This window comes from Williamsia muralis NBRC 105860 (assembly GCF_001598915.1).
In the GTDB taxonomy this organism is placed as follows: domain Bacteria; phylum Actinomycetota; class Actinomycetes; order Mycobacteriales; family Mycobacteriaceae; genus Williamsia; species Williamsia muralis.
The window spans coordinates 200,692-223,466 of sequence record NZ_BDAP01000002.1; the positions used below are offsets into that span (position 1 = coordinate 200,692).

The window sequence follows — 22,775 nt, forward strand, 5'->3', positions numbered from 1 at the left end:
TGCCGCCGTCGACGGGTTCGGTACTAGCGGGTCGGAACCACCACGGCCCTACCCCGGACCTTGCCCGCGTGGAGTTGTTCGTAGGCCGATGGTGCGTCGTCCATCGAGAACTCGGACACCGTCACGCTGATCGCACCGCGTCTGGCGAGTTCGATGACCTCCATCAGTTCGCTACGCGAGCCCCAGTTGACCACGCGCACAGACACATCGAACGGCAGGGTGAGGTACCCGGCTCCCACGGTGCCTGTGCCGACACCGACCAGGGCGATCTCGCCGGCCACGGCCACCGACGACTGCGCCAGATCGGCTGTGCTCTGTGCACCGACGAAGTCGAAGACCGCATCGACGCCGCGACCACCGGTGAGCTCCCTGATGCGTTCTCCCGCATCGGAATCGGAGATGAAGGAGTGGTGCGCACCCAGTTCGAGGGCCTGATCGACCCGCGATCGATCGAGATCGACAGCGATGACAGTTGCCTGAGTCAGCGCACGGAGCAACTGAACACCCACGTGACCCAGACCGCCGACCCCGATCACCAGTGCGGTGGTGCCGGGAGAGAGACGCGACAGCGAGGGCTTGATGGCGTGATACGGCGTGAGTCCGGCGTCGGTCAGTGAAACGCTCGCGACCGGGTCGAGATCACCCAACGGCACGAGATGCCTTGGACTGTCGACGATCATGTACTCGGCCATGGTGCCCGGCCGGTGGATTCCGGGCGCGCTGATCCCGTGAACACAGTTGTTCTCACTGCCCTGCGCGCACGAATGGCACATCCCGCAGCCCCACGGTCCGTACACCAGTACCGCTTGGCCGACCTCGATGCCGGTGGTGCCCGGACCGAGTTCCTCGATGACGCCTGCGCCCTCGTGCCCGAGGGTCAACGGCAGTGGCGCGAACACGTACTGGTCGGCAGGCGTCGACATGATGAACTCATCGGAGTGGCAGGCGCCCGATGCGGTCATCTTCAGCAGCACCTCACCGGGCCCGGGCACCGGTTTGTCGACCGTGACGACCTCCGGACGCGCCCCGAACTCGCGGTACTGCAGCGCTTTCATGGTCGCGGACACGGTCAGTCGACGTCCTCGCCGATCCACTGCGAGAGCAGATGATGAATGTGGCGGATCTTCACCTCTTGGTACCGGGCCAGTGGCAGGTACTTCGACTGTGCCGACTTCAGACCCTTGTGCACCTTGGGCATGTTGTACGCGTCCTGGTCGAACACCCGCGCTGAGCTACCCAGAACGGTCGCTTCGATCCACGACTGATCAGGCTTGAGCCATTGGGTTTTCGCCGGCTTGGGCCGCTCGCCTTTGAAGGGGCCGAGCAGGTAGACGTCCATGATCGATGTCTCGTGGTCGTCGCCGTTGGGCCGGAACCGGTAGACGATGCGCTGGTAGGCGCCCCACGGGTGAAAGTTGGGGAACACGGTGTAGTAGATGCTGTCGAGCGACTCGGCATCGGACATGTTGTCTGCCTTGACATCTCCGATGATGTCACGCAGGCCCTCGCGGGCCAGCATTCCGGACATCTCGCGGGCGGTCACGCCCTCGGGCAGTGTCACCATCGGGTCCTCGTCGATGCGGGCGTCGACCATCGAGTCGAACATCTCCTGCTCGGACGGGACGAACTTGATGTGCGGGCTGGGTACACCGTTCGCGGTGATGCCGCGGTTGAAGTTTCCCCAGCTGTCGTACTGACTGTTCGAGTCGCCGGTGCCCACCACTCGCTGCGGATGGGTGGTGATGACGTGGAATGCCTCGGAGAAGGCCTCTTGCGCGATCTTCCAGTTGGCCTGGATGACCTGGGCGACATGGGCCTGGATGTAGCGGTCCTCCAAAGGCCAAGCCTCGAAGTGCTTTCCGAGGTCGCCGAGGAAACTCGGGAGCGATTCAGACGCCGGGTCCATGTTGATGAAGACGAAACCACCCCAGGTGTCGACCTTGACCTGCGGCAGATCCATCTTGCCCTGGTCGACCTGAGGGAAGTCCCAGGCACAGGTCATGGATTTGAGTGATCCATCGAAGTTCCAGGCGAATCCATGGAAAGGACAACGGATCTCGTTACCTGCAGGCCCGTCCTCTTCGCGCAGCGTGCGGCCACGGTGCAGGCACGAGTTGTAGAACGCGCGGATGCCCATGTCCTTGCCCCGCACGATGAGGATCGACTTCTCGCAGATCTCGTAGACGAGGGTGTCACCCGGTTCGGGGATCTCTTCCTCGCGGCATGCCATCTGCCAGACCTTGTACCACATGCGGTCGCGCTCGAGCTCGTGGTACTTGCGGCTGATGTAGCGGGAGACCGGCACGAAGTTCTGGTCTTCGTACTTCTCGTGCGACTCCTCGCGCAGGATGTCGGGCACCGGATGGGTGTCGGTGTCGAGCAGTCGCTGGTACGCGGTTCCGTTCTCGATGAAACCGTCGTCGGCTGCCGACTGTCCGGTGGGGCGCGCTTCGGTGGTCACAGTTTGCCTCCTTGTTCCAGGCTGACGGCGAGAGCATCCTGTGCTGCTTTGTCGGCCTGCATCTTCTCGAGCAATTTCGCGGCGCCCATGAAGCGGCGGTTCTGGGTGATCGGCACCGGTTCGCGCGGTCCGAGACCCACCCACCGGGCCAGTTCGGGATCCACAGCCTTCACCTCACCGTGCAGGTACCGACCCTCGGGGTCGAAAGTGCCGGTCTTGCCGTCTTTGGTGGTGACCCGGACGTTGAAATCCTCATCGAATTCGTAGATCGCCCGGCTCATCGGATGCTTGATCTGACGCATCGCGTGCTCCCTCTTCTGAGACTCGCTGCCTTACTTGGTACCGAATGCACTAACTGTAGCAGCGAAGAGTGATCGCGAGCACAAATTTCTTTAGGTTGTCACCAAAAAGTAGGTCAGCGGCGACGACTCACCCATTCGAGTGCACCCGTCACCAGGGCGCGGTAGTTGGCGTCGCGCAACGTGGGGGCCTTGTCGCCCGGTTGCAGGTAGACCAGCCGGCTTCGTCCATTGGTCTTCGTCCACCCGACCAGGGAGGAGCCCTCGCGATGTCGCCAGCCCTCCCGGTCGTCGCGGCGGCCCGCCATGGCCAGCGACGTCGACCAGTGGACGGCGTCGGTCATCTCGGCATCGGTGCGCAGCAGTGGCTCGACGTCGTCTTCGAAGACCTCGCACAGGTACGTCTCGTCGGTCAGCCCGAACTCTGCGGGCACCTGCGAGACCACCGGGTGAGCCGCGTCGACCACCGAGATCGTCTCTGGCACTGCGTGTCGATAGCCCGAATCCGGGCAGGTGACGCCACGGACCACGCCTGGCTGATAGAGGTAGCGACCCCCGACGAACTCTGCCCACTCATCCCAGCGCGCCCAGGATGCGAGCGCGTGGTGCAGCACCACGTACCCATGGCCCGTGTCGGGCGCTGATCGGACGGCCTCACGTATCGATTCAGGGGGATCGGTCGGCTCCGGAAGGGTCCCGGGCATGTCGTAGTGGAGTGATGCATCGAACTCGGCGAGTTCTGCAGCGGAGATGTCTGCGTCCGGATGCTCACGCCACGTGACATCCGCAGGCAGGGAGTCGAGGAACTCCGCGAAGGCCTCCCGGTCGAAGGAATGCCCACCCGTGACAGCCAGAACTCGCATCGAAACGCTCCACTTCGTCGAACTCAACTGGTTTTGCTGTCAAGTTACTCGACGGAGCGGTATGGAGGGGCGGGTCAGCGACCTTCGATCATCCTCGAGCAGACCTCGGTGGTCGCCGTCCGCAGCCGGGGCACGGGGATGTCGGCGAGCGGCCCACCCTCGATACGCAGTGGCTGGATGGCGATGGTCATCGCGATCATCGTGCGCACCCGAAGTGAGCGGGCTGCATGTTGTGCCGCGGCGGCGCGCTTGTTGGGAGGCACATCGGTGACCGGGAAGTAGTCGAATGCGCGACGGATGTGCCGTTCCTCGTACTCCTTGGTGAGCAGGCGTGTTCCGGGGGTCGCACCGCCCGCCATCTGCAGGAACAGCATGCGGGCCGAGTTCGGGTGCTCCGCGGTCCAGTCCCACACGGCCGAGACGACCTCTTTGAACGAGTCGGCATCTGCCGAGACGTCATCGGGTCGGGCCGAGTACGCCGCCTTGGAGCTGGCGTCCATCGCATATCCCAGAGCGCTCTCGAACAGCTCTTCCTTGCTGGCGAAGTGGTAGTAGACGGCGGTGGGGACCATGCCGGCTTCCTCGGCGATCTCCTGGATGGAGGCCTCGGCGAAGCCTTTCTTGGAAAACACTCTGACCGCTGCTTTCACGATCAGGTGGCGCCGCGACGGCCGGTGCGCCGAGCCCTTTGCCGGTGCGGTCTTCTTCACGGGTTCGTCGGGTTCGGAGTCGTCTGCCGGTTCAGGTGTCGGCGACCCGAGGCCACCGCCCGGTTGGTCATCCGCCGCAGGCAGCGAGTCCCAGCCCAGCCAGTTCTCGTCGGTGTCCAGCGTCCGGCTGTCGGTGGTGCGTTCACCGTTCGATGCCGGTGTGGTTGTCTTCCGCCGTGCCACAGTCGTTCCTCCTCGCCCCGGATGACTGCATTGCCCCTTGAGTTACCACATCAGGATGTCACAGCCTCGAGAACTTGTTCCGCCTGTCATCATCTAGTGCATGACAAGCAAGGGTGGGGAGCCAGGGAGGTCCGGCGCTGGTACGTCTGCTGCCGCGACCCCGGTGGGCAAGGGGACCAAAAGAGCAGCACACAGGCCCTCGCGGCGCGAAGTGGTGGTCGAAGCGGCGATGCACCTGTACTCCGTCCGGTCGATCGAAGACGTCACCGTCGCCGACATCGCTGCCGAAGCGCACATGACGTCGGCTGCGGTCTACTACCACTACCCGTCCAAAGACGAGGTGCTGCTCGGTGGCCTGCGCCTTTTCGCAGAGCAACTGCTCGATGAGTTGCGGGGCAAAGTGGCCGAGGATCCAGACGCACCGCTCGGCGACATCATCGTGCGATTGCTGGAATGGACCGACAGCCAGCGGTCGGCGTCGCTGGTCTACTTCGTCCGGTCGCCCGGCTGGAGTCTGTCGATCGAGGCACTCCGCCGAGAGGTACGCCTCGAGATGCTCGCGGTGTTCTCGGCCGAGCTACGAACGCGCAATCGTGTCGCGTCGAAGGCGAAGCAGGCTGCCGCCGCAACCGCGCTGTCGAGTCTGCTGGAGGTCTCAGCCGCGTCATGGCTCACCGAAGACGCTGTGCTGGCCAACCTCGGCCGCCGAAAGTTCTCCGACGAGGTCCGAGAGTTGGCGGCGGACATCTGCAGCGTGTGATGCACATCGCTGGTCTCCGACTGCACTTCTGAAGCTCACACAGGCCATCTACCTGGCAATTCGAAAAAGTATCTTTAGACCGACGACAGTTTGTGGTTCACTGGCAGAGTGCTCAGTCAGCCGCGTGCCCGCTCCATAGACCTCGACAATCCGTTCGCGCCACTGGACGGCTTGTGCGAGCTCGTGTTGGTGCGTCACGGTGAGCAGCAGCTCACCAAAGAGCTGAGCGCGGGGGAGACCGTGGACCCGCCGCTGTCGGAGACCGGTGAACGTCAGGTGCAGGCGGTTGCCGACCGCCTGGCAGCCACCCGGGTCGACGCCGTGTACAGCTCGCCGTTGCAACGGGCGCTGCGTACCGGCACCGAGATCGGCGCCCGGCACGGTTTGACCCCCGAGGTGCGCGACACCCTCACCGAGTTCGAACCGTGGCAGAACTTCCCCGCAGACCAGTCGCCGTTCGAGGTGCTACCTCACGAAGAGATCTCGACCATCTTCCGCGAACACATCCGCACCAGGCGGTACGAGGCGTTTCCGTACGCCGAGGACGGGGCCGCATTCCGGGCACGTGTGCTCGGCGAGCTGTCGCGCATCATCGACGCGCATCTCGGTCAGCGGGTGGTCGTCACCGCTCACGGCGGCGTCATCAACGCCGCGCTCGCCGACGCACTGGGCAGTGGATTCGACATGCCGGTGCGGGTGCACCACACATCCATCTCGGTTCTGCGGGGGGCGGACACGCGCCGCGCGGTGCAGTCCATCAACGACTTCTCTCACGTGTTGTCTTTCCAGACACACGTGGGAGCAATGAATCTCTGACCTTTCAGGGGGCCACCCGCCTCCGCCATCACAAGGAGTACCAATGGATCTCGATCTCAAGGGCAAGCGCGCAATCGTCAGTGGTGCGAGCCGCGGCATCGGCCTGGCCATCACCCGGACCCTGTTGAACGAGGGTGCCTCCGTCGGAATCTGTGCGCGCGGTCAGGAACACCTCGATGAGGTCGCCGCCGAATTGTCCGAGTACGGAACGGTTTTCCACAAGGCGGTCGACGTCGGCGACAGTGAGTCGGTCAAGTCGTTTGTCGATGCATCAGCAGAAGCCCTCGGCGGCATCGACATCGTGATCGTCAACGCTTCTGCTGCCACCGGCAAGGGCCCGCAGGCGTGGGTGAACAGCTTCAACGTGGATCTGATGAGCTTGGTCAACTTCATCGAATCGACCTCCGGTCATCTCGAGGACAGCGAGGCGGCCGCCGTGGTCGCGATCGCGACCACCTCGGCTCTCGAGGCCGGCCCGATCACCACGGCCAACAGTTACGGCGCCCTGAAAGCGGCCGCGTTGCAGCATGCTTCAGCGCAGGCAAAAGCACTCGGTCCCAAGGGTATCCGCGTCAACTCGGTGTCGCCGGGGCCGATCTTCTTCGAAGGCGGCGCGTGGGACACCATCAAGACCAGTCGCCCGGCTCTCTATGAGGGTGCGCTCGAGGCCGCGGCGATGGGCAAACTCGGTTCGGCCGAGGACGTCGCGAACGCCGTGGTGTTCCTGGCATCCCCGGCTGCCGGTCACATCACCGGAACCAACCTGGTCGTCGACGGCGGATTCACGAACCGCTTCGACTTCTGATCGATATCTCGGCGAGTGGGAAACGACATGACCAGTAGCGACAACAATGATCAGCCGGCCGACGTGGTCATCCTCGGCGGCGGATCCGGCGGCTATGCGTGCGCCCTGCGTGCGGCGCAGCTGGGCATGTCGGTGGTCCTCGTCGAAGCCGGAAAACTCGGCGGCACATGCCTTCACAACGGGTGCATCCCCACCAAGGCGTTGCTGCACGCGGCCGAGGTGGCCGACTCGGTGCGCGAAGCACACGGCTTCGGCATCAAGGCAACTCTCGACGGCATCGACATGAGTGCCGTCAACAGCTACAAGAACGACGTCATCGCCGGCCTCTATCGCGGACTCCAGGGCTTGGTGGCCTCGCGTGGTATCGAGGTTGTCGCAGGCTACGGCCGAGTGGTCGCCGACCGTACGGTCGAAGTCGAACTCGCCGCGGGTGGGCGTGCCCGATACCGCGGAGAGGCGCTGGTGCTCGCGACCGGTTCGCAGGCCAGGAGCCTGCCCGGACTCGAGCTCGGAGGGCCTGTGATGACCAGTGACCGGGCACTCGAACTCGACTCCGTTCCCGATCGGGTGGTGGTTCTCGGTGGTGGTGTCATCGGATGCGAGTTCGCCAGTGTCTGGGCATCTCTGGGCACCGAGGTGACCATCGTGGAAGCCGCTCCGCGCCTGCTGCCCACCGAGGACGAGTGGAGCTCGAAGCAGGTCGAGCGCGCATTTCGCAAACGAGGCATCAAGAGCCTGACGGGTACCGCTTTTGCATCCGTGACCACGGACGCCGACGGCGGCGTCGACGTCGAGTTGGCCGACGGCAGGCACGTCAGCGCGGATCTACTGCTGGTGTCGGTGGGACGGGGTCCACGAACTGCCGGGCTGGGGTTCGAAGAGGCCGGCGTCGAAGTCGACCGCGGGTGGGTGATCACCGACGAGTTGTTGCAGACCGGCGTGCCAGGTGTGTTCGCGGTGGGGGACATCGTGCCCGGGCCGCAGCTGGCGCATCGTGGCTTTGCCCAGGGCATCCTGGTGGCCGAGCAACTCGCCGGACTGGACGCGATGCCCATCGCGGACAGGGGAATTCCCCGGGTGACGTATTCGAATCCGGAAGTGGCATCGGTGGGCCTGACAGAGTCGGAGGCAGCCGAGAAGTACGGCGAGGTCTCCACGGCCGTCTACGATCTCGGTGGCAACGGCAAGAGCCGCATCCTGCGCACGACAGGCGGGATCAAACTCGTGCGCGCCGGCGAGAACGGACCAGTTGTCGGTATCCACATGGTTGGATGCCCGCGTCGGTGAGCTCATCGGTGAAGCGCAACTCATCTACAACTGGGAAGCGACTGCAGGCGATGTCGCCCAGTTGATCCACGCACATCCCACACAGGCTGAAGCTCTCGGTGAGGCGCATCTCGCGTTGGCGGGCAAGGCACTGCACGCACACGGCTGAACGCGGTACCGGTTCACGCGGAAAGAGGAACACATGTCCGGACCCTCGGGCCGTATCGACGCGGTATTGGTGTGTGGCGGCCAATGGCACGACTTCGACTACGCTCGGCTGCAACTGCTCTCGGCCTTGGCGGACTACGAGCACGTGCGTACCCGCGTCTTCGAGAACTACGACTGTCTCGAAGCGATCGACTCGGCGGACATGCTGATCACCTATACGTGCAATGTGGTTCCCGATGCCGGCCAGCAACAAGCACTGATCGACTTCGTCGGACGCGGCGGTAGATGGCTCGCCCTGCACGGGACCAACTCGGCGATCGAGCCGACGGCGCCGGGAAGCCCGAGCAAGTACGTGACCCCCAGGTCGATGGGTGAGCTGCCGGCTGTGATCGGCAGTCAGTTCCTCGGACACCCGCCGATCGCACCGTACCTCGTCGAGATCACCGATCCGGACCATCCATTCGTGGCCGACGTGGAACCGTTCGAGGTGACCGACGAGTTGTACATCAGCGAACTGCACCCGCCCATCCAGGTGCTCGCGCACACCCGATTCGTCGGTGCATCAACAGGTTTCGCGGAGGGGCACACCAGTGAGGACGAGCCCCGGCCCGTCTTGTACCTCAAGGACCACGGCGATGGAACGGTCTGCTACTTCACTCTCGGTCACTGCCGGGGACGGTTCGACGTGCAGGACCTGGGCATCGACGACCTCGGCAAGGTGGACCGGGGCAGCTGGGTGGTTCCCCAATTCGACACCATCCTGGCGCGGTGCCTCGAATGGGCCATCACCGGACTGATCAGCCCGGAGCCCGCCTAGCCTGCGAAAGCTCTTCTCAGAGCATCACATTGCGATCCGAAGTACGTCCTGGACACCTCTGCCCCCCGCGCCACCAGATCGAACCCGTGGAAGGCACCCGGTACCGTGACGAACTCACACGGCACGCCGGCCTCTTCGAGGCGCTCGGCGTACCTCTTGTCCTCGTCGAAGAACAGATCGAGCGTGCCGACCCCGATCCATGCCGGCGTGACGTCGCTGAGATTCTCGCGACGTGCCGGCACCGCCGTCGCCGGATCGGCGTCGCCGAGATAGCTCTGCCAGCCGAAACGATTGCTCTGTGCGTCCCACAGCCGATGATGTCGATCAGGTGTCTCGGAGCGGTCGTCGAGCATCGGATACGACAAGAGCTGCAGCACCGGATTGATCCCGCCGCGGTCTGCAGCACGTAACGCCAGTGCCGCCGCCAGCCCACCTCCTGCGCTGGCACCCCCGATTGCGATGTTGGCAGGGTCGATGTCCGGCTGAGTGGCCATCCATTCCAGGGTGGCGTCGCAGTCGTCGAGTGCGGCGGGGTACGGGTTATCCGGGGCCAGCCGATAGTCCACGGAAACCACTGTCGCGGAGAGTTTCTCGGCGAAGGCGCGGCAGAGTCCGTCGTCCTGCGCGGCTACACCGATGACGTATCCGCCACCGTGTATCCACAGGAGCGCAGGCGATGGCGCGGTGGTGCCCGGATGCCTGAACACCCGTGCAGAGGCGCCTGTCTCGAGCTGGTGAACTTCCACATCTCCGCCGGAGGGAAGGACAGTCGTCAATTTTCGCATGACCGGCAGGGTCCGACGGCTGACCAGTCGAGGCGGCAACAGCATCGATGCCAAGCGCAGATCGGGATGGAACTCGGCCCGGTTTCGGATGCGGCCGATCATCGGTGGCCGAGAGGCGCCGTGGGTGTGTCCATGATGAGCAATCGTAGGTGACACCGCAGAGGTGGCGCGGGTCTATCGGACAGTGGACCCACCGGCCGATGTGCGGCTCGACCGGCGGGTTCATGTCTCTCCTCCGTGGTTCGGAGAAGTCCGGTGAAATCAGTAGGATGCGGTGCCGCCGTCGACGCTGAGCAGCGCTCCGGTGATTCCGGCGCCCGCGTCCGAGGCAAGCAGCATCGCCATTGCGGCAACTTCTTCAACTGTGTTGGGCCGCTTGATCGCCGACTCCTCGGCGAACAGGGCAACCATCTCTTCGAACGACATACCCATGGCTTCGGCGGTGGCGGGGCCGTTGTCCTTGATGATGTCGGTGATCACCAGGCCCGGGCAGATCGCGTTCACGGTGATGCCTTCGGTGCCCACCTCCCGAGCGATCGACTTGGTCATCCCGTTGATCGCGTGCTTGGCGGCGACGTAGGCGGTGAAGACAGGCTTGCCCTGCTTGCCCTCCACCGACGAGATGTTGATGATGCGTCCGTACTTGCCCGGGAGCATGTGCTGCAGCGCGCGGCGGGTGGCCCAGAAGTTTGCGTTGAGGTTCCAGTTCATCACCAGATTCCACTCGTCATCGGTGAGCTTGGCGGTGGGCTGAAGGTCCTTTGCGCCACCGGCATTGTTGACCAGCACGTCGATGCGTCCGAACGTGGCGACCGTCTGCTCGATGAAGTCCTCGACGTCCGCCTGTACGGTCACGTCGCCGGGGAAGAATACGGCTCGCTCGCCGACACCGAGATCGGCCAGTGCCTTCTCGCCCTTCTCGGCCGACCGTCCGTTGAGCGCCACCTTGGCGCCTTCGGCGAGAGCCGCCTCGGCGATCCCTCGTCCAATGCCCTGGGTACCGCCGGTGATGGCGACGACCTTGTCTTGCAGCTTCATCAAATCTCCCTTGAACCAACGGTCGGTTGAGTGCAGACAAGTTACTTGTATTCGTCTACAGTCCCGGTACAGTGTTACATGTCACACACAGTACTGCACCCAAAATATAGAAACTATCCCAGAGTCGAGATGAGATGACCGAAGAACGTTGGCTGGTCGATACCGATCCCAGCAACCGCCTGCCCGTGTACACCCGGCTGAATGCCAGCGACGTGCTGTCCGATCCGATCACCCCGCTGGGCGCCGATCTCGGATGGATCCAGAACATCTTGCCCGGTTGGAACTTCGGTTACGCCAGCTTGGGCAGCTATTCACTGGCCGAGAAGCCTGATGTCGCCGCATCATCCGGCATCTTCTACGGCCACCTGTACATCAACCTCTCGATGTCGCGGCTCGTCGGGATCCGCGGTGGACTGCCGGTGGAGTTGGTAGACCAGCTCTGGTACGGCGGCGACCCCGACATCCCCGCCTACGTGGGCCATCCGGACGACGAGAACGCAGACGCCAGCCGCCGTCTGGCCGACCGCAACGCCTGGGCGCTGTCTACAGAAACCTTCCCGGAACTGGAGGAGGATCGCACACTCGCTGACCGACTGCGCACCGAGCGGCCGGACCTCACGTCGCTGACCCCGGCAGCCCTCGTCGCGCGAGCACGTTCGGTGATGCCGCTGGAGCGGGTCGCCTGGCGTGGCGAGGTGGTGGCCACCAACTGCGCCGCTGTCGGCCCCGCCGTGCTCGGCCAACTGCTGGGTGCCGATCATCAGGACCTCATCGTCACGCTTGTCGGTTCTGCCGGCGACGTCGATTCGGCCCTGCCGTCGTATGCGTTGTGGGAGCTCGGCCGTCTCGTCCGCGCCGACGAGCAGCTGATGGCGGCCTTCGACGGTGGTGTCGCAGGGGTGGGTGCGCGGATCGCCGGCATCGATCCGAAGTTCGACGCGTCGCTCGCGCAGTTCCTCCTCGACTTCGGATACCGAGGACCGAACGAGTGGGACCTCGGTTCGGTCTCCTGGGAGACCAAGCCCGACCTGGTCTTCTCACTGATCGATCGCCTCCGGCTGCAAGACGATTCGGCATCACCCTCCGCCCGGCTGTCAGAACATGCGTCCGCCACCGACGACGCGTTGGCGCGTGCCCGGGCCATCGTGGGTGACGACACCGAGGCACTGGCGACCCTCGACGCCGCGGTCGCATCGGCCCGACGGTTCGCAGCCTGGCGTGAACGGGCAAAGACCAACTGCATCAAGGTGTTGCACGAGGCACGTGTCCCGCTGGTCGAGTTGGGCCGACGGCTGCACACGCAGGGTCATCTCGAGTCACCCGACCACGTCTTCATGGCAGTCGACGACGAACTCGACGCCCTGGCCAGCGCGCCGGAGTCGATGACACGAACACTGGCCGACCGGCACCGGCAATGGCGCGAGCTGTTCGGACTGGAACTGCCGACGTTCCTTGACACCCGCGAGCCGATGCCCCCGCTGTCGGGTCTCAAGCGCAAGGGCGAATCCGTCGTTGAGGGTGTGAAAGTCGGTGACGTGCTGCAGGGTTCGGGTGCTTCGCCGGGCATCACCACGGGGCGCACCCGCGTCATCACCTCGATGGACGCACTCGACACGTTCGAGGTCGGCGAGATCCTCGTCGCGCCGCAGACCGATCCGTCGTGGACTCCGCTGTTCATGGTGTCCGCCGGTGCGATCACCGACGTGGGTGCCATGGGTTCGCACGCCATGATCGTCAGTCGCGAGCTAGGAATCGCCTGCACAGCGGGCGTTCCCGCGGCCACCCGACGGATCCCGGACGGCGCGCTGGTCGAGGTCGATGGCTCCAAGGGCACGGTAACAATCCTGGAGCTGCCGTGAGCAGCGGTGTCATCACCACCACGCGCGCGGTCTTCCTGAAGGAGCGACCGGCAGACGGGGAGCCCCGTCCAGAGCATTTCGAGGTTCGTGAGACGGCTGTACCCGAGATCTCGGGCGACCAGGTGCTGGTGCAGAACCTGTTCATGAGTGTCGACCCGTCGATGCGGGGCCGTCTGGGCACTTCGGAGATGCACTACACCACCAACTTCCAGGTCGACGTCCCGCTGGACGGCTCGGCGCTGGGCGTGGTGGTTGCCGGGAACGGCCTGATCCCGAACGGGTCGTACGTGCGCCACCGGTTGGGCTGGCGCGAACACGCCGTGGTCGACGCTTCCGCCGCGGCGGTCATCGAACCCCGGGGGCTCGAACTGCACCACTGGCTCGGGGCGCTGGGGCAAACAGGTTTCACCGCTTACGCAGGTTTGGTCCGTGCGGGCGAACTACGTCCGGGTGATGACGTCTTCGTCTCGGCTGCCGCCGGTGCGGTCGGCAGCACAGCCGGCCAGTTCGCGCGACTGATGGGTGCGCGCACCGTGATCGGCAGCGCGGGAGGCCCGTCGAAGGCGGGGAAGCTCATAGAGGATCTCGGCTTCGACGCGGGCATCGACTATCGCAGCGAGCCGATCGGTTCGGCTCTGCGGGCCGCGGCTCCCGATGGCATAGACCTCTACTTCGACAACGTCGGTGGAGACCATCTTGTCGCCGCGCTGTCGTCTCTGAAGGTCGGGGGCCGAGTTGCGTTGTGCGGGATGATCTCCAACGGTGGGCCCGACCGTCCGCCCATCGACGTGTTGATGAACGCGATCCTCAAGCGAATCACCCTGCGTGGCTTCATCGTCCGTGACCACGAAGATCTGAGGGCCGAGTTCGAGGATCGGGTTGTCGGCTGGCTTGAGGCGGGCGAACTGGTCGCCGAATCCACCATCTACGACGGTCTGGACAACGCAGTGGACGCTTTCCTGTCGATGCTCGGAGGCGGGAACGTCGGCAAGATGTTGGTCAGACTCGGCTGAGTTCGGCGGTATCGGCCATGTCGAGGACAAACCGGTAACGCACGTCGTTGCGGGACAACCGCTCCAATGCCTCGTTCACCTGACGCGAAGGCAACACTTCGACATCTGCGGTGATGTTGTGCTCACCGCAGAAGTCGAGCAGGTCCTGCGTGTATCTGTGACCGCCGCTGCCCGCAGAGGAGAGGCTCTTGCGGCCGATCAGCAGGTCTACGGTGTCGACCGTCATCGGCCCGAGATGCCCCACCACACAGAGGGTTCCGTCCAGAGCGAGACAGCGGAGATATGGGGTCGGGTCGTGCTCCACCGGGACGCAGTCGATGATGAGGTCGAGCTTTCCGGTCATCTCCGCCATCGAGGCGGACTCGGTCGAGATCACCACGCGGTGGGCGCCGAGCCGAGAGGCGTCCTCGGCCTTTCCGGTCGACGTCGTGAACACCGTGACCTCGGCGCCGAGCGCATTCGCCAACTTGACGGCCATGTGGCCGAGGCCGCCGGCTCCCACCACACCGACCGACACGCCCGGACCGACAGAGTTGCTGCGCAATGGTTCCCACACCGTGATTCCCGCGCACATCAGAGGCGCCACTGCTGCGGGATCGAGGAGCGAAGGACGGTGGTAGACAAAACGGTCGCGCAGAACGTACTCGGTGGAGTACGCACCCAAGGTTGTCGAACCGTCACGTCGGTCCGTGCCGCCATAGGTCAATGTCGGATAGTTTCGGCAAAAATTCTCCTGACCCACCCCGCACATGTCGCAGTCCCCGCAAGAGTCGACGATGTTGCCCACCGCCACCTCATCGCCCACTTCGAATGCGGTGACCGCCCCTCCCACCGCGGTGACTGTCCCGACGAACTCGTGACCGGGGACCATGGGGGACGAGCCCCGGTCGGGCGCAGAGCTGCGCACCGCGTGCAGGTCGGTATGACAGACCCCGCAGAACGTGACCTGTACGGCGACATCGTCATCCCTGAGCTCTCGCCTTTCGAAGCGGAAGGGTTCGACACCTGACGTTGTGGTGCTCGCTCGATAGCCCGTGACTGTTCGCATCTGTCCTCATCTCAATAACCAACCAACCAGTTGGATCCGACGGTAGGGCATGTTCGCCGACCTGGCAACCAACGAGTTGGTTCTAGGTAGAGTGGGCGTCCATGGGCGACGCATCAGAGACCAGGCGGCGAATACTGGCCGCGGCCACCGCGGAGTTCGCGGCCTACGGGATCGCCGGCGCCCGGGTCGACCGGATTGCTGCCACCACACCGATCAACAAGTCGCAGATCTACAGCTACTTCGGCAGAAAGGACAAGTTGTTCGACGCCGTCTTCGCAGCGCGTGTTGATGCCGACGTGGACACCGTGCCGTTTGATGCGGACGATCTCCCCGGTTACGCCGTACGTCTGTACGACATGTACCTCGAGGACCCGTGTCTTGTTCGGTTGTTGTCATGGGCGAGGTTGGAGCGCACGCCCACAGGCGCCCTCTTCGCGCACCTACCAAACCGCGATGTCGATGTGCTTCAGGCGATTTCGGACGGCCAGGCGCGCGGGATCCTCGTCGACGATGTAGGTGCGGAAGACTTGTGGTCCATGTTGATCGCGTTGGCGAGCACCTGGGCCCAGAATGCCATCGTCTACACCGCGACCGGTGACGACAGCCCGGAGGATCACAGCCGACGACGGGCGGCCCTACGCGTGGCGGTCGGCCGCGCTTTCTGCCGAGACCGGTGAACGCGGGGCATCAGACCAGGCCAGCACCAGGCTCGCACCGATGATGCCGAGCAACGTGCCGATGATGAAGCCGCCGAAGTTGGCTGCCGGGAGTGCCACCAGCGCGATGATCATCGCGCTGACACCCGCGGGCAACTTCACGCTCGGACGCAACAACGAAGCCACACCGCACAGCAACATCAGCGCGCCGAGCAACAGGGTGGATACGCCGGAGATGGTGCTGATGGTGACCAGGACATCGCCGACATGGATGGTCGTGTAGGCGGGCAGCAGCAGGCACAGGCCTGACAGGATGATCAAGGTGGCACCCCAGAACGGACGTTGTGTCCGCCAGTTCCGGAATCGCGCGCGTCGGGTCTGAGTGCTTTCCGTGGTCAGCAAGTCGTGGATCCCTTGTCGACGTCGATGGTGAAGTTCTTCATCGACACCGCGCTGGCGTTCAGGGAGATGACGTCGATGCGGGCTTGCGTCATCGTCGCGTTCGCCGCCGTCTTCCCGGCTGTCACCACGCCCTCGGCCTGACCCGTCGCGGAGACGTCGAGTCCGAGCTGCGCCGGTCCCGCCTTCACGGACCCTCCCACGGAGGAGGCATCGACAACAAGGTTGTCCACGGTTGTGTTGTTGCCTGGAACCCGGATGTACATGGTCACGTCACCGATGAACGGAAGGCCGTGTGCCACAGTCGAGAGGCACACGTCGGTCAGTTGCGCGGATTCCATGCTTATGGCGGCACTGGGCAGATTTCCTTCGGTGGTGGTCTCCACCTCCCGGGCGAACAAGGTGACGTTCTGTGCCGTGCCCGACGAGATCGTCGCAAGCGACGACTGACCAGAGATCGACAAGTTCATGGGCAGATCGCCGTTGGCGATACCCCCACCGATGAGTGTGGCGCCGACGAGGCCGACAAATGTGCACGCAGCGAAGCGGCGTTTCCGGATGGATCCCATGTGCGAGCCCTAAAGGTGGTGGGTGAGAGACAGACGTGGCGTCAGATCACCGGGCACATGGGCAGAACCCGGCTGATCACGCTCGCTGTACCCATCGTCGCGCACGGGCAAACCGTTTCGGACCCCAGGGAGTCGGCCGTCACACGATGTTGATGGTGTCCAACACGGTCGCGGCGAAATCCGAATCACCATCGACGGACACGTGGTCACGCCATGAAGCACGAGTTGTGCCCCACATCACAAAAGACGTTGCAGTAGATGCGATCACGGTGTCTGCGTCGGCAATTCCGGTCTCGACAACGAGCAGGTCGGAACCGGGTCGAAGGGTCCACTCGCCGCCGCCCGGGCCGGAAAGACGGACGCCCAGCGGGCGGTCGAGCACCGAACTGACCGGCTTGCACATCTGCGGCAGTCCGTCCCACATCCAGCCGATTGCAGCGCTCAGCACCTCGTTGTCCGGTTCGGCGACCGGGCGGGTGACTGGGCCTTCGGGTGCCAGTAGATCCACGTACATGTGGCACCACATGTCGAACGCAAAGGCGTCCGAAAGTTGGTGGCTCTGATACGTTCCCAGGTCTGTCATGGTCATCGGGGTACTTGCCACGCCGTCTTGTTGCATCATTTCCAGCACGCCCATGGCGCCATCGGCGCTGTTCAGGAACTCGTCGGCGACCTGGATGCTGGTCCAGTCGCGGCGCTGCGCCACGAGCAGTTCCTGCATCTCCTCGGCAGTGGCGGGAGTCGGTGCTCCGGGATCCTCGGCCGGGGGATCGACCATCACCTTGAAGTTCGAACCCGTGTGTGCCACCAGGTCTTTCACCGACCACCCGGCGCAGCGGCTTGGTGCCACCCACTCGTCGGCCGTAAGGCTGCGGACAACGTCCGAGTACCTCTCGGCGAGCTTCTTGCTCGCGACCAACCCGGCTGTGCTCATAGGGGACTCCCTCGGCGAACGACGCGCACTGTGACGCGCATCTCAATAGCGGTAGTCAATCAACAAACAGGTGGCGTTGTCAAGTAACTCAGAAGGGCGGTGGAGCGAGCTCGTCCGTCTCCTGACTTCGTCGGCGGTTTCGTTTCCTTTCCTGTTGACGGCGTGCATGTTTGGCAGCGGTACGCGTCTTCTGACGGCCGTCCGTGAATGGTGGCGACTGAGACGATGGGCGTCTGCGGGGCACCGGGCCGGCGTCCCAGACGAGACGCGCGAGCACGGGGAACAGGTCTTCGCCGGTCCAGGCTGGGCCGCGATAGGTGCGCCCTTCAGGCGTGATGAAGACGAGCCGGGTGCGACCGTTGCGCGTGTCGGGGTACTGGTCGTCGAGCCAGTCGGAATAGGTCTTGAGCAGATGGTGGAAGCGGCAGAGAACCTTCATGTGGCCCGGGTGGGTATGTCCTCCGGCGGCCGGATTGTTGTGGTTGTACTCGTGGGTGTGGTCGAGGTCGGCGCCCCAGGCCTTGCGGTCGCAGCCAGGCCACGTGCAGTAGCAGTCGCGGATGCGTATGTAGCTGTCAGCGACTGCGGATGGCCTGTACGGGTCGCCTGGTTGTACGGCAGGTAGTGGAACGGCCTGCACAAAAGGCGGTTCGACGGCGTCCCGCGTACCTCTGACGTCGACGCTCGGAATGCTCTGTGGTGCCCGGCAATACGACGTCCGCTGAGTGAGATCACCGTCGGATGATGTGTGTTCTTCGGACACCTGCTCGGGATCTTCGCGGTCGCGAACGAAACTGGGGGCTGCTGCGGACCGGGGGTCGTCCAGATGCGACGTGGGGGCGGTCTCTGCGAAAGACTCGTCCCGTCGCACCTCCCGGTAGTCGTTCCCCATGGAACGGGCGACGACTTCCGGCCTGGTGGCGATGTCGCGGACGTGGTCAGCGCTGATCACCCCATGCCCGTCGAGGTATCCGGGACTGTCTGCGCTGCCGTCGACGGTGGCTTGATCAGCGATCACGTGGAGGATGATCTTCACGTCGATGCCCGACACCACGGCCTCGTGGGTTGGGGCCGTGCGAATGTCGGCCGTGCAGGGGTGCTTCGGGTCGTTGGGGCACTGGCAGTAGAACTCGCGGGCCATCACGACTGCGAACAGAGCGTCGGCCATCCGGTCGGACTTGCGCCGCGGATCGGCCTTGCAGACCGACATCGCCAGCTTCTCGAGGCGCGCCATGATCATGGCGGTCTCTTCGGCGCTCGCGACCGCATCGATGGCGGACATTCCGTGCTCGATGTTGTTCGACCACACGCCGCGCTTGTTCTTCGCGTCTTCCCGATCGTGACGGACGAGGTCAGGGTCACGGCGAAATATCGTGGCATCGACCATGTCTCGCATGCGGTTCTTCGACCACGATCCGGTTCGTTGCAGGTGGCCGGCTATCTCGTGGTCGATGTCGGCCATGAACGCTGACCCGTCGATCAGGTCGGTCCTCGAGACGATCGTCGCGATGTGATGCGCTGCAACCCGTCCTTGCCGCAGTTGTTCGTTGACTGCCGGTAGCCGGTCTCGCAGAGCCAATGCTCGCGACAGGTGGTGCTCGGCACCCTGCTGTGTGATCTGCTGCGCAGCTGCCAAGCGAGCCGCGCAGACGGCGAATGGGTCGAGCGCCCTCAGCGCAACCGCCGTGTCCTCATGTGGCTCGACCAGTTGCCGATGCAGCTGTGCGGCAGCGTCGTAACGCGCCCACTCCAAGTAGGCCTGGCCTGCAACCGCTGACTCTGCATTACGCAGCAGCTCATTGGGCCGCAACACCGCCGCGGCCACGATTCTGGTTGCCCGTTCCTGCTCTGATCTTGTCCCCCCGAACATGTGTTCGAGTGTATCCGAGGGGTCTGACAAACGTGCGGTCTCGCCGCACAAGGCGTCGGCTCGACGCGGTATCACCGAACCCCGGTGTTCAGCTCCGATCGATCCGGAAGACGGGATAAGTCTGTGCCACACCGGCGAACTCGCTCAGGGGTGCCTGATGGGAGACCGGGATGTGGGGGCGGGCCCCGGGAGCGATCTGCAGGTAGCAGCGCAGGATCGACGCGCGTTCACCGATGGGAATTTCGACGAGGTGCACCGGGAGCTGGTTGAGCTCGGCATCGCCGCCGGCTTCGCGCACGTTGTGCACCCAGTTCGCGTCGTCTCCGAGCATCGAGACCAGGTAGCGCGAGCGATCGTGTTCAGCGATCACCACCGGCAGCGATACCGGCCTGCCGGAGCGTCTGCCGCGCACCGTCAGCGTGGCACCGCCGCTCTGCGTGAACCAGTCGAGGGAATACAGGTGTGCCGACAGTGAATTCATGAAACGGGCCAGGCCATGGGGCCTACCATCGCGGTACATCCATCTCTTCGGGGCGTACCACCACGGACCTGCGGCGTTCGATGATTTTGCTGGGTTCATGTCGATACGCTGACACATCGCCACCCAGCGTGCCTCAACGCAGGTGCGCGGTCTCATTCACGGACTGGATGACAAACCTGCCTGACCGCATCACCGCGACGCGGGTCATCGAGGTGTAGCCGGGGTTGAAGAAGAACGGCGAAGGGGCCTGCAGGATGTCGGTCAGCAGGGTGTTGATCACACCGCCGTGGGACACGATGACGGTCAGCTGCCCTGGTGCCCGCTCGGCCGCCTCGGTCACCGCCGCTCGCATGCGAGCCGCTGTCGCGACCCTGTCGTACTCGGGGATGAATTCGTCATATCGGCCCTCCGCGAAGGCTTTTCCTCGCGGCGTGGCCGCGATGGCCTCGGGCGTCGCGTAGGTGGTGCGATCGCTGTCCCATTCGCGAAGCCGTTTGTCCACGTGCACTTTCATTGCGTGCGGCTGCGCTGCCAGCAGCGCGGTTTCGTGTGCTCGGGCGTAGTGGCTGGAGACGAACTGGGCCACCGGCTCCGCCCTCAGCCATTCGGCGAGACGTTGGGCTTGGGCGACACCCTCGGCGCCCAGTGAAGGGTCGGCCACCGCGGGGCCTCCGGGTAGTCCATGGCGGACCAGGATGATCTGACTGGCTGTGGCGATGGTGTCCGCGGCGGTGGTGTCTGCGGTGGCGGTGACCGTGTTGTCGACCTGTGTCATGGGTTCACCGTGCCACGCAGGTGAGCGGTGTCGTTGATGGCATCAACAACGGTGACACCGGAATCGAGTCGGCGCAGCCGGGCCACGGACGTGTAGGCGGGGTTGTGCCAGAACGTCTTGGGCATCTCGAGTACGTCCGCGATCGCTGCGTTGAGGATGCCGCCGTGGGCGACCACCACCACCCGTCCCGATCCGTAACGGTCGATCACCTGCTCCATCGCACTCCGGGCGCGAGCACGGAACTTCGGCAGATCGAGTTGCGGCACATAGTCTTCGAACCTGCCGGCCGCCACGGCGAGTAGCCGGGGATCGTCCGGTTCCATGTCTTCGAGTGCGACATAGTCTTCGGGGCTGATGTCGTCGTCCCACTCACGAAGATCTTCGAGGACAAGATCCACCTCGCGGCCCAACCCGGCTGCGATGGTGTCAGCGGTTTCACGCGCGCGGGCCAGCGGACTGGAGACGATCGCATCAACCGTCTCGTGTCGCAACCATTCGGCGAGTTTGCCGGCGTCGGCGATCCCCTCGGGCGCCAGGACGGGATCACGAACCCCCGACACGGGTTGGCCATGCCGGACGAACAGGATCTCGATCATCGGTGCCTTTCGAAGAGCATCAAGGTCGTACGGACGAAACAGGTGACTCAGCCCGCTATCGTGCGGCCAGTGGCCCAATAGGGGGCGCGCAGGGCCTTCTTGTCGAGTTTGCCCATCGCGTTGCGTGCCAGCTCGTCGACGACCACGTACTGCTTGGGGCACTTGTACGAGGCCATCGACTCCTTGGCGAACGATGCGAGCGCGTCGACGTCCAGCGAAATACCCTGTGCGGGAACAACAAGCGCGAGGAGTGCTTCGCCGAGATCACCATCCGGTACACCGATCACGGCGACCTCGGCGACGTCCGGATGGGTCAGCAGCACGCGCTCACTCTCGGCCGGGTACAGGTTCACCCCGCCGGACACCACCATGTCGGCCACCCGGTCGGTGATGAAGACGTATCCGTCGTCGTCCACGTAGCCGACGTCCCCAAGAGTCGCGACTCCGGGCAAAATGTAGGCGGCAGCGGTCTTTTCAGGGTCCGCGTGGTAGACCACACCGCGTTCGGGTGGGGTACGAAATCCCAGTACGCCGACGGCGCCGCGCTCGAGTTCGGTGCCCTCGTCGCCCACGACAACGGCTTCGAACGGCGGTACTGCCCGGCCGACCGAGCGTGGATGTTCCAGCCATTCCGCCGAGTCGATCTTGCACACGGTGCCGATCTCGCTGCCACCGTACGACTCGATGAGTACCGGACCGAACCAGTCGATCATCGCGCGCTTCACGTCCGGTGGGCAGGCAGAGCCGGTATGCGCCACGTACTCCAGGCTCGACACGTCGTAACGGGCTCTCACGGCTTCGGGCAAGGCCAGCAGGCGTTGGAAGTGTGTGGGCACCATCAATGTGGAGGTCACCCGATGCGTCTCGATCAGTTCCAAGGTCCGCTCCGGATCGAAGCGGCCGAGGATCACCACCGGCTGGCCGGAGAGCAGATGGCGAATCGACGTCAGCGGTCCGTTGTGTTGCAGGGGCCCGACCACCAGGTGGGTGCCCGCCGGGTACCCCGATCGGCCCGCGACTGCCGTCGCGAAGTCGGCGGCGTTGGCCGCGGGCGCCGGCAGCCAGTGCACCTCGGTTCCACGAGCACGCCCGGTTGTGCCCGATGTGTAGACCAACGGGGGCCGGGCGGGCCGCTGATCGGGAGCCGATGTGGCACCCGAGGTGGTGGGAGAGTCCAGAAAGTCAGCCCAGGTGACCACACCGTCGGCGGCGGGAGCGTTGTGTGCGATCACGGCGCGCAAGTTCGTCTTGCCGGCGGCTTCGGTCGACGATTGCAGGCCGAGAGGCCCGGTGACCACCGCCACGGATCCGGAGTCGATCAACTGGTCGGCCATCTCGCCCGCCTTGAGCTGGCGGGATACCGCCACCGGCCCCACGCCGCGGCCGATGGCTGCAGCGTGCGCGAGCAGGGTTTCCACGTTGTTCTCGCCGATCACCGCGATGCGCTCGTCAGGATCGGTTGCCAGACCGATAAGCCGCTCGCCGAGGGCGTCGAGAATGCCCAGGACCTCCTGCCAGGTCGTGACGGTGTGGTCGTCCACCAGGGCTGTGCCGGTGGGATCGGTCATCGCCCGATCGCGGATTCGGTCGAGCATCGACTCAGT

The 22,775-nt window shown here is 64.5% G+C and carries 23 protein-coding genes and 1 pseudogene; 8 read left to right on the forward strand and 16 right to left on the reverse strand.

Annotated features, from left to right (window positions below; translation table 11 throughout):
- Positions 1-23: 23 nt before the first annotated feature.
- The 5 genes from WIMU1_RS07725 to WIMU1_RS07745 all read right to left on the reverse strand — a co-directional run bounded on the left by WIMU1_RS07725 (position 24) and on the right by WIMU1_RS07745 (position 4,516).
- A complete protein-coding gene (locus WIMU1_RS07725) occupies positions 24-1,055 on the reverse strand; it encodes an NAD(P)-dependent alcohol dehydrogenase (RefSeq protein WP_062797429.1) in 1,032 nt (343 codons plus the stop codon).
- 14 nt (positions 1,056-1,069) lie between these two features.
- Complete coding sequence (locus WIMU1_RS07730) at positions 1,070-2,461, reverse strand: aromatic ring-hydroxylating oxygenase subunit alpha (protein ID WP_062796230.1); 1,392 nt, start codon at positions 2,459-2,461, stop codon at positions 1,070-1,072.
- The gene (locus WIMU1_RS07735; protein ID WP_023958528.1) at positions 2,458-2,763 is read right to left on the reverse strand and encodes a hypothetical protein; all 306 of its coding nucleotides are present in this window, start codon (positions 2,761-2,763) and stop codon (positions 2,458-2,460) included. The genes WIMU1_RS07730 and WIMU1_RS07735 overlap by 4 nt, the downstream gene beginning before the upstream one ends.
- Before the next feature lie 113 nt (positions 2,764-2,876).
- Entirely contained in the window at positions 2,877-3,623 is a 747-nt protein-coding gene (locus WIMU1_RS07740) for a ThuA domain-containing protein (RefSeq protein ID WP_062796232.1), read from the reverse strand.
- A 74-nt stretch (positions 3,624-3,697) separates the two neighbouring features.
- Positions 3,698-4,516: a TetR/AcrR family transcriptional regulator gene (locus WIMU1_RS07745; protein WP_062796233.1), complete on the reverse strand. Its 819-nt coding sequence runs from the start codon at positions 4,514-4,516 to the stop codon at positions 3,698-3,700.
- 100 nt (positions 4,517-4,616) lie between these two features.
- On the opposite strand from WIMU1_RS07745, the gene WIMU1_RS07750 reads away from it, so the two are divergent.
- The 5 genes and pseudogenes from WIMU1_RS07750 (at position 4,617) to WIMU1_RS07770 (ending at position 9,148) form a co-directional block, all read left to right on the forward strand.
- Positions 4,617-5,276 carry a TetR/AcrR family transcriptional regulator gene (locus WIMU1_RS07750; RefSeq protein WP_062796234.1) on the forward strand — a complete coding sequence of 220 codons (660 nt, stop codon included), beginning with the start codon at positions 4,617-4,619 and terminating at the stop codon, positions 5,274-5,276.
- Positions 5,277-5,384: 108 nt separating this feature from the next.
- Positions 5,385-6,092: a histidine phosphatase family protein gene (locus WIMU1_RS07755; RefSeq protein ID WP_030166602.1), complete on the forward strand. Its 708-nt coding sequence runs from the start codon at positions 5,385-5,387 to the stop codon at positions 6,090-6,092.
- Positions 6,093-6,135: 43 nt separating this feature from the next.
- The gene (locus tag WIMU1_RS07760; protein ID WP_062796235.1) at positions 6,136-6,897 is read left to right on the forward strand and encodes an SDR family NAD(P)-dependent oxidoreductase; all 762 of its coding nucleotides are present in this window, start codon (positions 6,136-6,138) and stop codon (positions 6,895-6,897) included.
- Positions 6,898-6,924: 27 nt separating this feature from the next.
- A pseudogene (gene lpdA / locus WIMU1_RS07765) lies at positions 6,925-8,332 on the forward strand (dihydrolipoyl dehydrogenase).
- A gap of 33 nt (positions 8,333-8,365) precedes the next feature.
- Complete coding sequence (locus WIMU1_RS07770) at positions 8,366-9,148, forward strand: ThuA domain-containing protein (protein WP_062796237.1); 783 nt, start codon at positions 8,366-8,368, stop codon at positions 9,146-9,148.
- Here WIMU1_RS07770 and WIMU1_RS07775 read toward each other — a convergent pair.
- The gene (locus tag WIMU1_RS07775; RefSeq protein ID WP_062796239.1) at positions 9,145-10,035 is read right to left on the reverse strand and encodes an alpha/beta hydrolase; all 891 of its coding nucleotides are present in this window, start codon (positions 10,033-10,035) and stop codon (positions 9,145-9,147) included. The genes WIMU1_RS07770 and WIMU1_RS07775 overlap by 4 nt on opposite strands.
- Before the next feature lie 159 nt (positions 10,036-10,194).
- Entirely contained in the window at positions 10,195-10,971 is a 777-nt protein-coding gene (locus WIMU1_RS07780) for an SDR family NAD(P)-dependent oxidoreductase (RefSeq protein WP_062796241.1), read from the reverse strand.
- 134 nt (positions 10,972-11,105) lie between these two features.
- Here WIMU1_RS07780 and WIMU1_RS07785 point away from each other — a divergent pair, with 134 nt between their 5' ends.
- Together WIMU1_RS07785 and WIMU1_RS07790 are read left to right on the forward strand one after the other, a co-directional pair.
- Positions 11,106-12,830, forward strand: a complete 1,725-nt coding sequence (locus tag WIMU1_RS07785) for a PEP-utilizing enzyme (protein ID WP_062796243.1) — start codon at positions 11,106-11,108, stop codon at positions 12,828-12,830.
- The gene (locus tag WIMU1_RS07790; protein ID WP_245968887.1) at positions 12,827-13,843 is read left to right on the forward strand and encodes an NADP-dependent oxidoreductase; all 1,017 of its coding nucleotides are present in this window, start codon (positions 12,827-12,829) and stop codon (positions 13,841-13,843) included. Before WIMU1_RS07785 ends, WIMU1_RS07790 begins: the two co-directional genes overlap by 4 nt.
- Here the strand turns inward: WIMU1_RS07790 and WIMU1_RS07795 are convergent.
- Positions 13,830-14,891, reverse strand: a complete 1,062-nt coding sequence (locus WIMU1_RS07795) for an NAD(P)-dependent alcohol dehydrogenase (RefSeq protein ID WP_062796244.1) — start codon at positions 14,889-14,891, stop codon at positions 13,830-13,832. The two genes, WIMU1_RS07790 and WIMU1_RS07795, sit on opposite strands and share 14 nt — an antisense overlap.
- Positions 14,892-14,992: 101 nt before the next feature.
- On the opposite strand from WIMU1_RS07795, the gene WIMU1_RS07800 reads away from it, so the two are divergent.
- A complete protein-coding gene (locus WIMU1_RS07800; RefSeq protein WP_062796246.1) occupies positions 14,993-15,568 on the forward strand; it encodes a TetR family transcriptional regulator in 576 nt (191 codons plus the stop codon).
- Here WIMU1_RS07800 and WIMU1_RS07805 read toward each other — a convergent pair.
- The 8 genes from WIMU1_RS07805 to WIMU1_RS07840 all read right to left on the reverse strand — a co-directional run bounded on the left by WIMU1_RS07805 (position 15,527) and on the right by WIMU1_RS07840 (position 22,766).
- Positions 15,527-15,949 (reverse strand): DUF6114 domain-containing protein, encoded by a 423-nt coding sequence (locus WIMU1_RS07805; RefSeq protein WP_235189541.1) that lies wholly within the window; start codon positions 15,947-15,949, stop codon positions 15,527-15,529. The genes WIMU1_RS07800 and WIMU1_RS07805 overlap by 42 nt on opposite strands.
- The gene (locus WIMU1_RS07810; RefSeq protein WP_031332417.1) at positions 15,943-16,515 is read right to left on the reverse strand and encodes a DUF6230 family protein; all 573 of its coding nucleotides are present in this window, start codon (positions 16,513-16,515) and stop codon (positions 15,943-15,945) included. Before WIMU1_RS07810 ends, WIMU1_RS07805 begins: the two co-directional genes overlap by 7 nt.
- 139 nt (positions 16,516-16,654) lie before the next feature.
- Entirely contained in the window at positions 16,655-17,449 is a 795-nt protein-coding gene (locus WIMU1_RS07815) for a maleylpyruvate isomerase family mycothiol-dependent enzyme (RefSeq protein ID WP_062796248.1), read from the reverse strand.
- Between the two features lie 88 nt (positions 17,450-17,537).
- Positions 17,538-19,319: an HNH endonuclease signature motif containing protein gene (locus tag WIMU1_RS07820; RefSeq protein ID WP_084248186.1), complete on the reverse strand. Its 1,782-nt coding sequence runs from the start codon at positions 19,317-19,319 to the stop codon at positions 17,538-17,540.
- A gap of 88 nt (positions 19,320-19,407) precedes the next feature.
- A complete protein-coding gene (locus tag WIMU1_RS07825; protein WP_211339009.1) occupies positions 19,408-19,800 on the reverse strand; it encodes a nitroreductase/quinone reductase family protein in 393 nt (130 codons plus the stop codon).
- A gap of 133 nt (positions 19,801-19,933) precedes the next feature.
- On the reverse strand, positions 19,934-20,575 hold the full coding sequence (locus tag WIMU1_RS07830; RefSeq protein ID WP_062796252.1) for a histidine phosphatase family protein: 642 nt from the start codon (positions 20,573-20,575) through the stop codon (positions 19,934-19,936).
- On the reverse strand, positions 20,572-21,171 hold the full coding sequence (locus WIMU1_RS07835) for a histidine phosphatase family protein (RefSeq protein ID WP_062796254.1): 600 nt from the start codon (positions 21,169-21,171) through the stop codon (positions 20,572-20,574). Before WIMU1_RS07835 ends, WIMU1_RS07830 begins: the two co-directional genes overlap by 4 nt.
- Positions 21,172-21,218: 47 nt before the next feature.
- The gene (locus tag WIMU1_RS07840; RefSeq protein ID WP_062796256.1) at positions 21,219-22,766 is read right to left on the reverse strand and encodes an AMP-binding protein; all 1,548 of its coding nucleotides are present in this window, start codon (positions 22,764-22,766) and stop codon (positions 21,219-21,221) included.
- Positions 22,767-22,775: the final 9 nt, after the last annotated feature.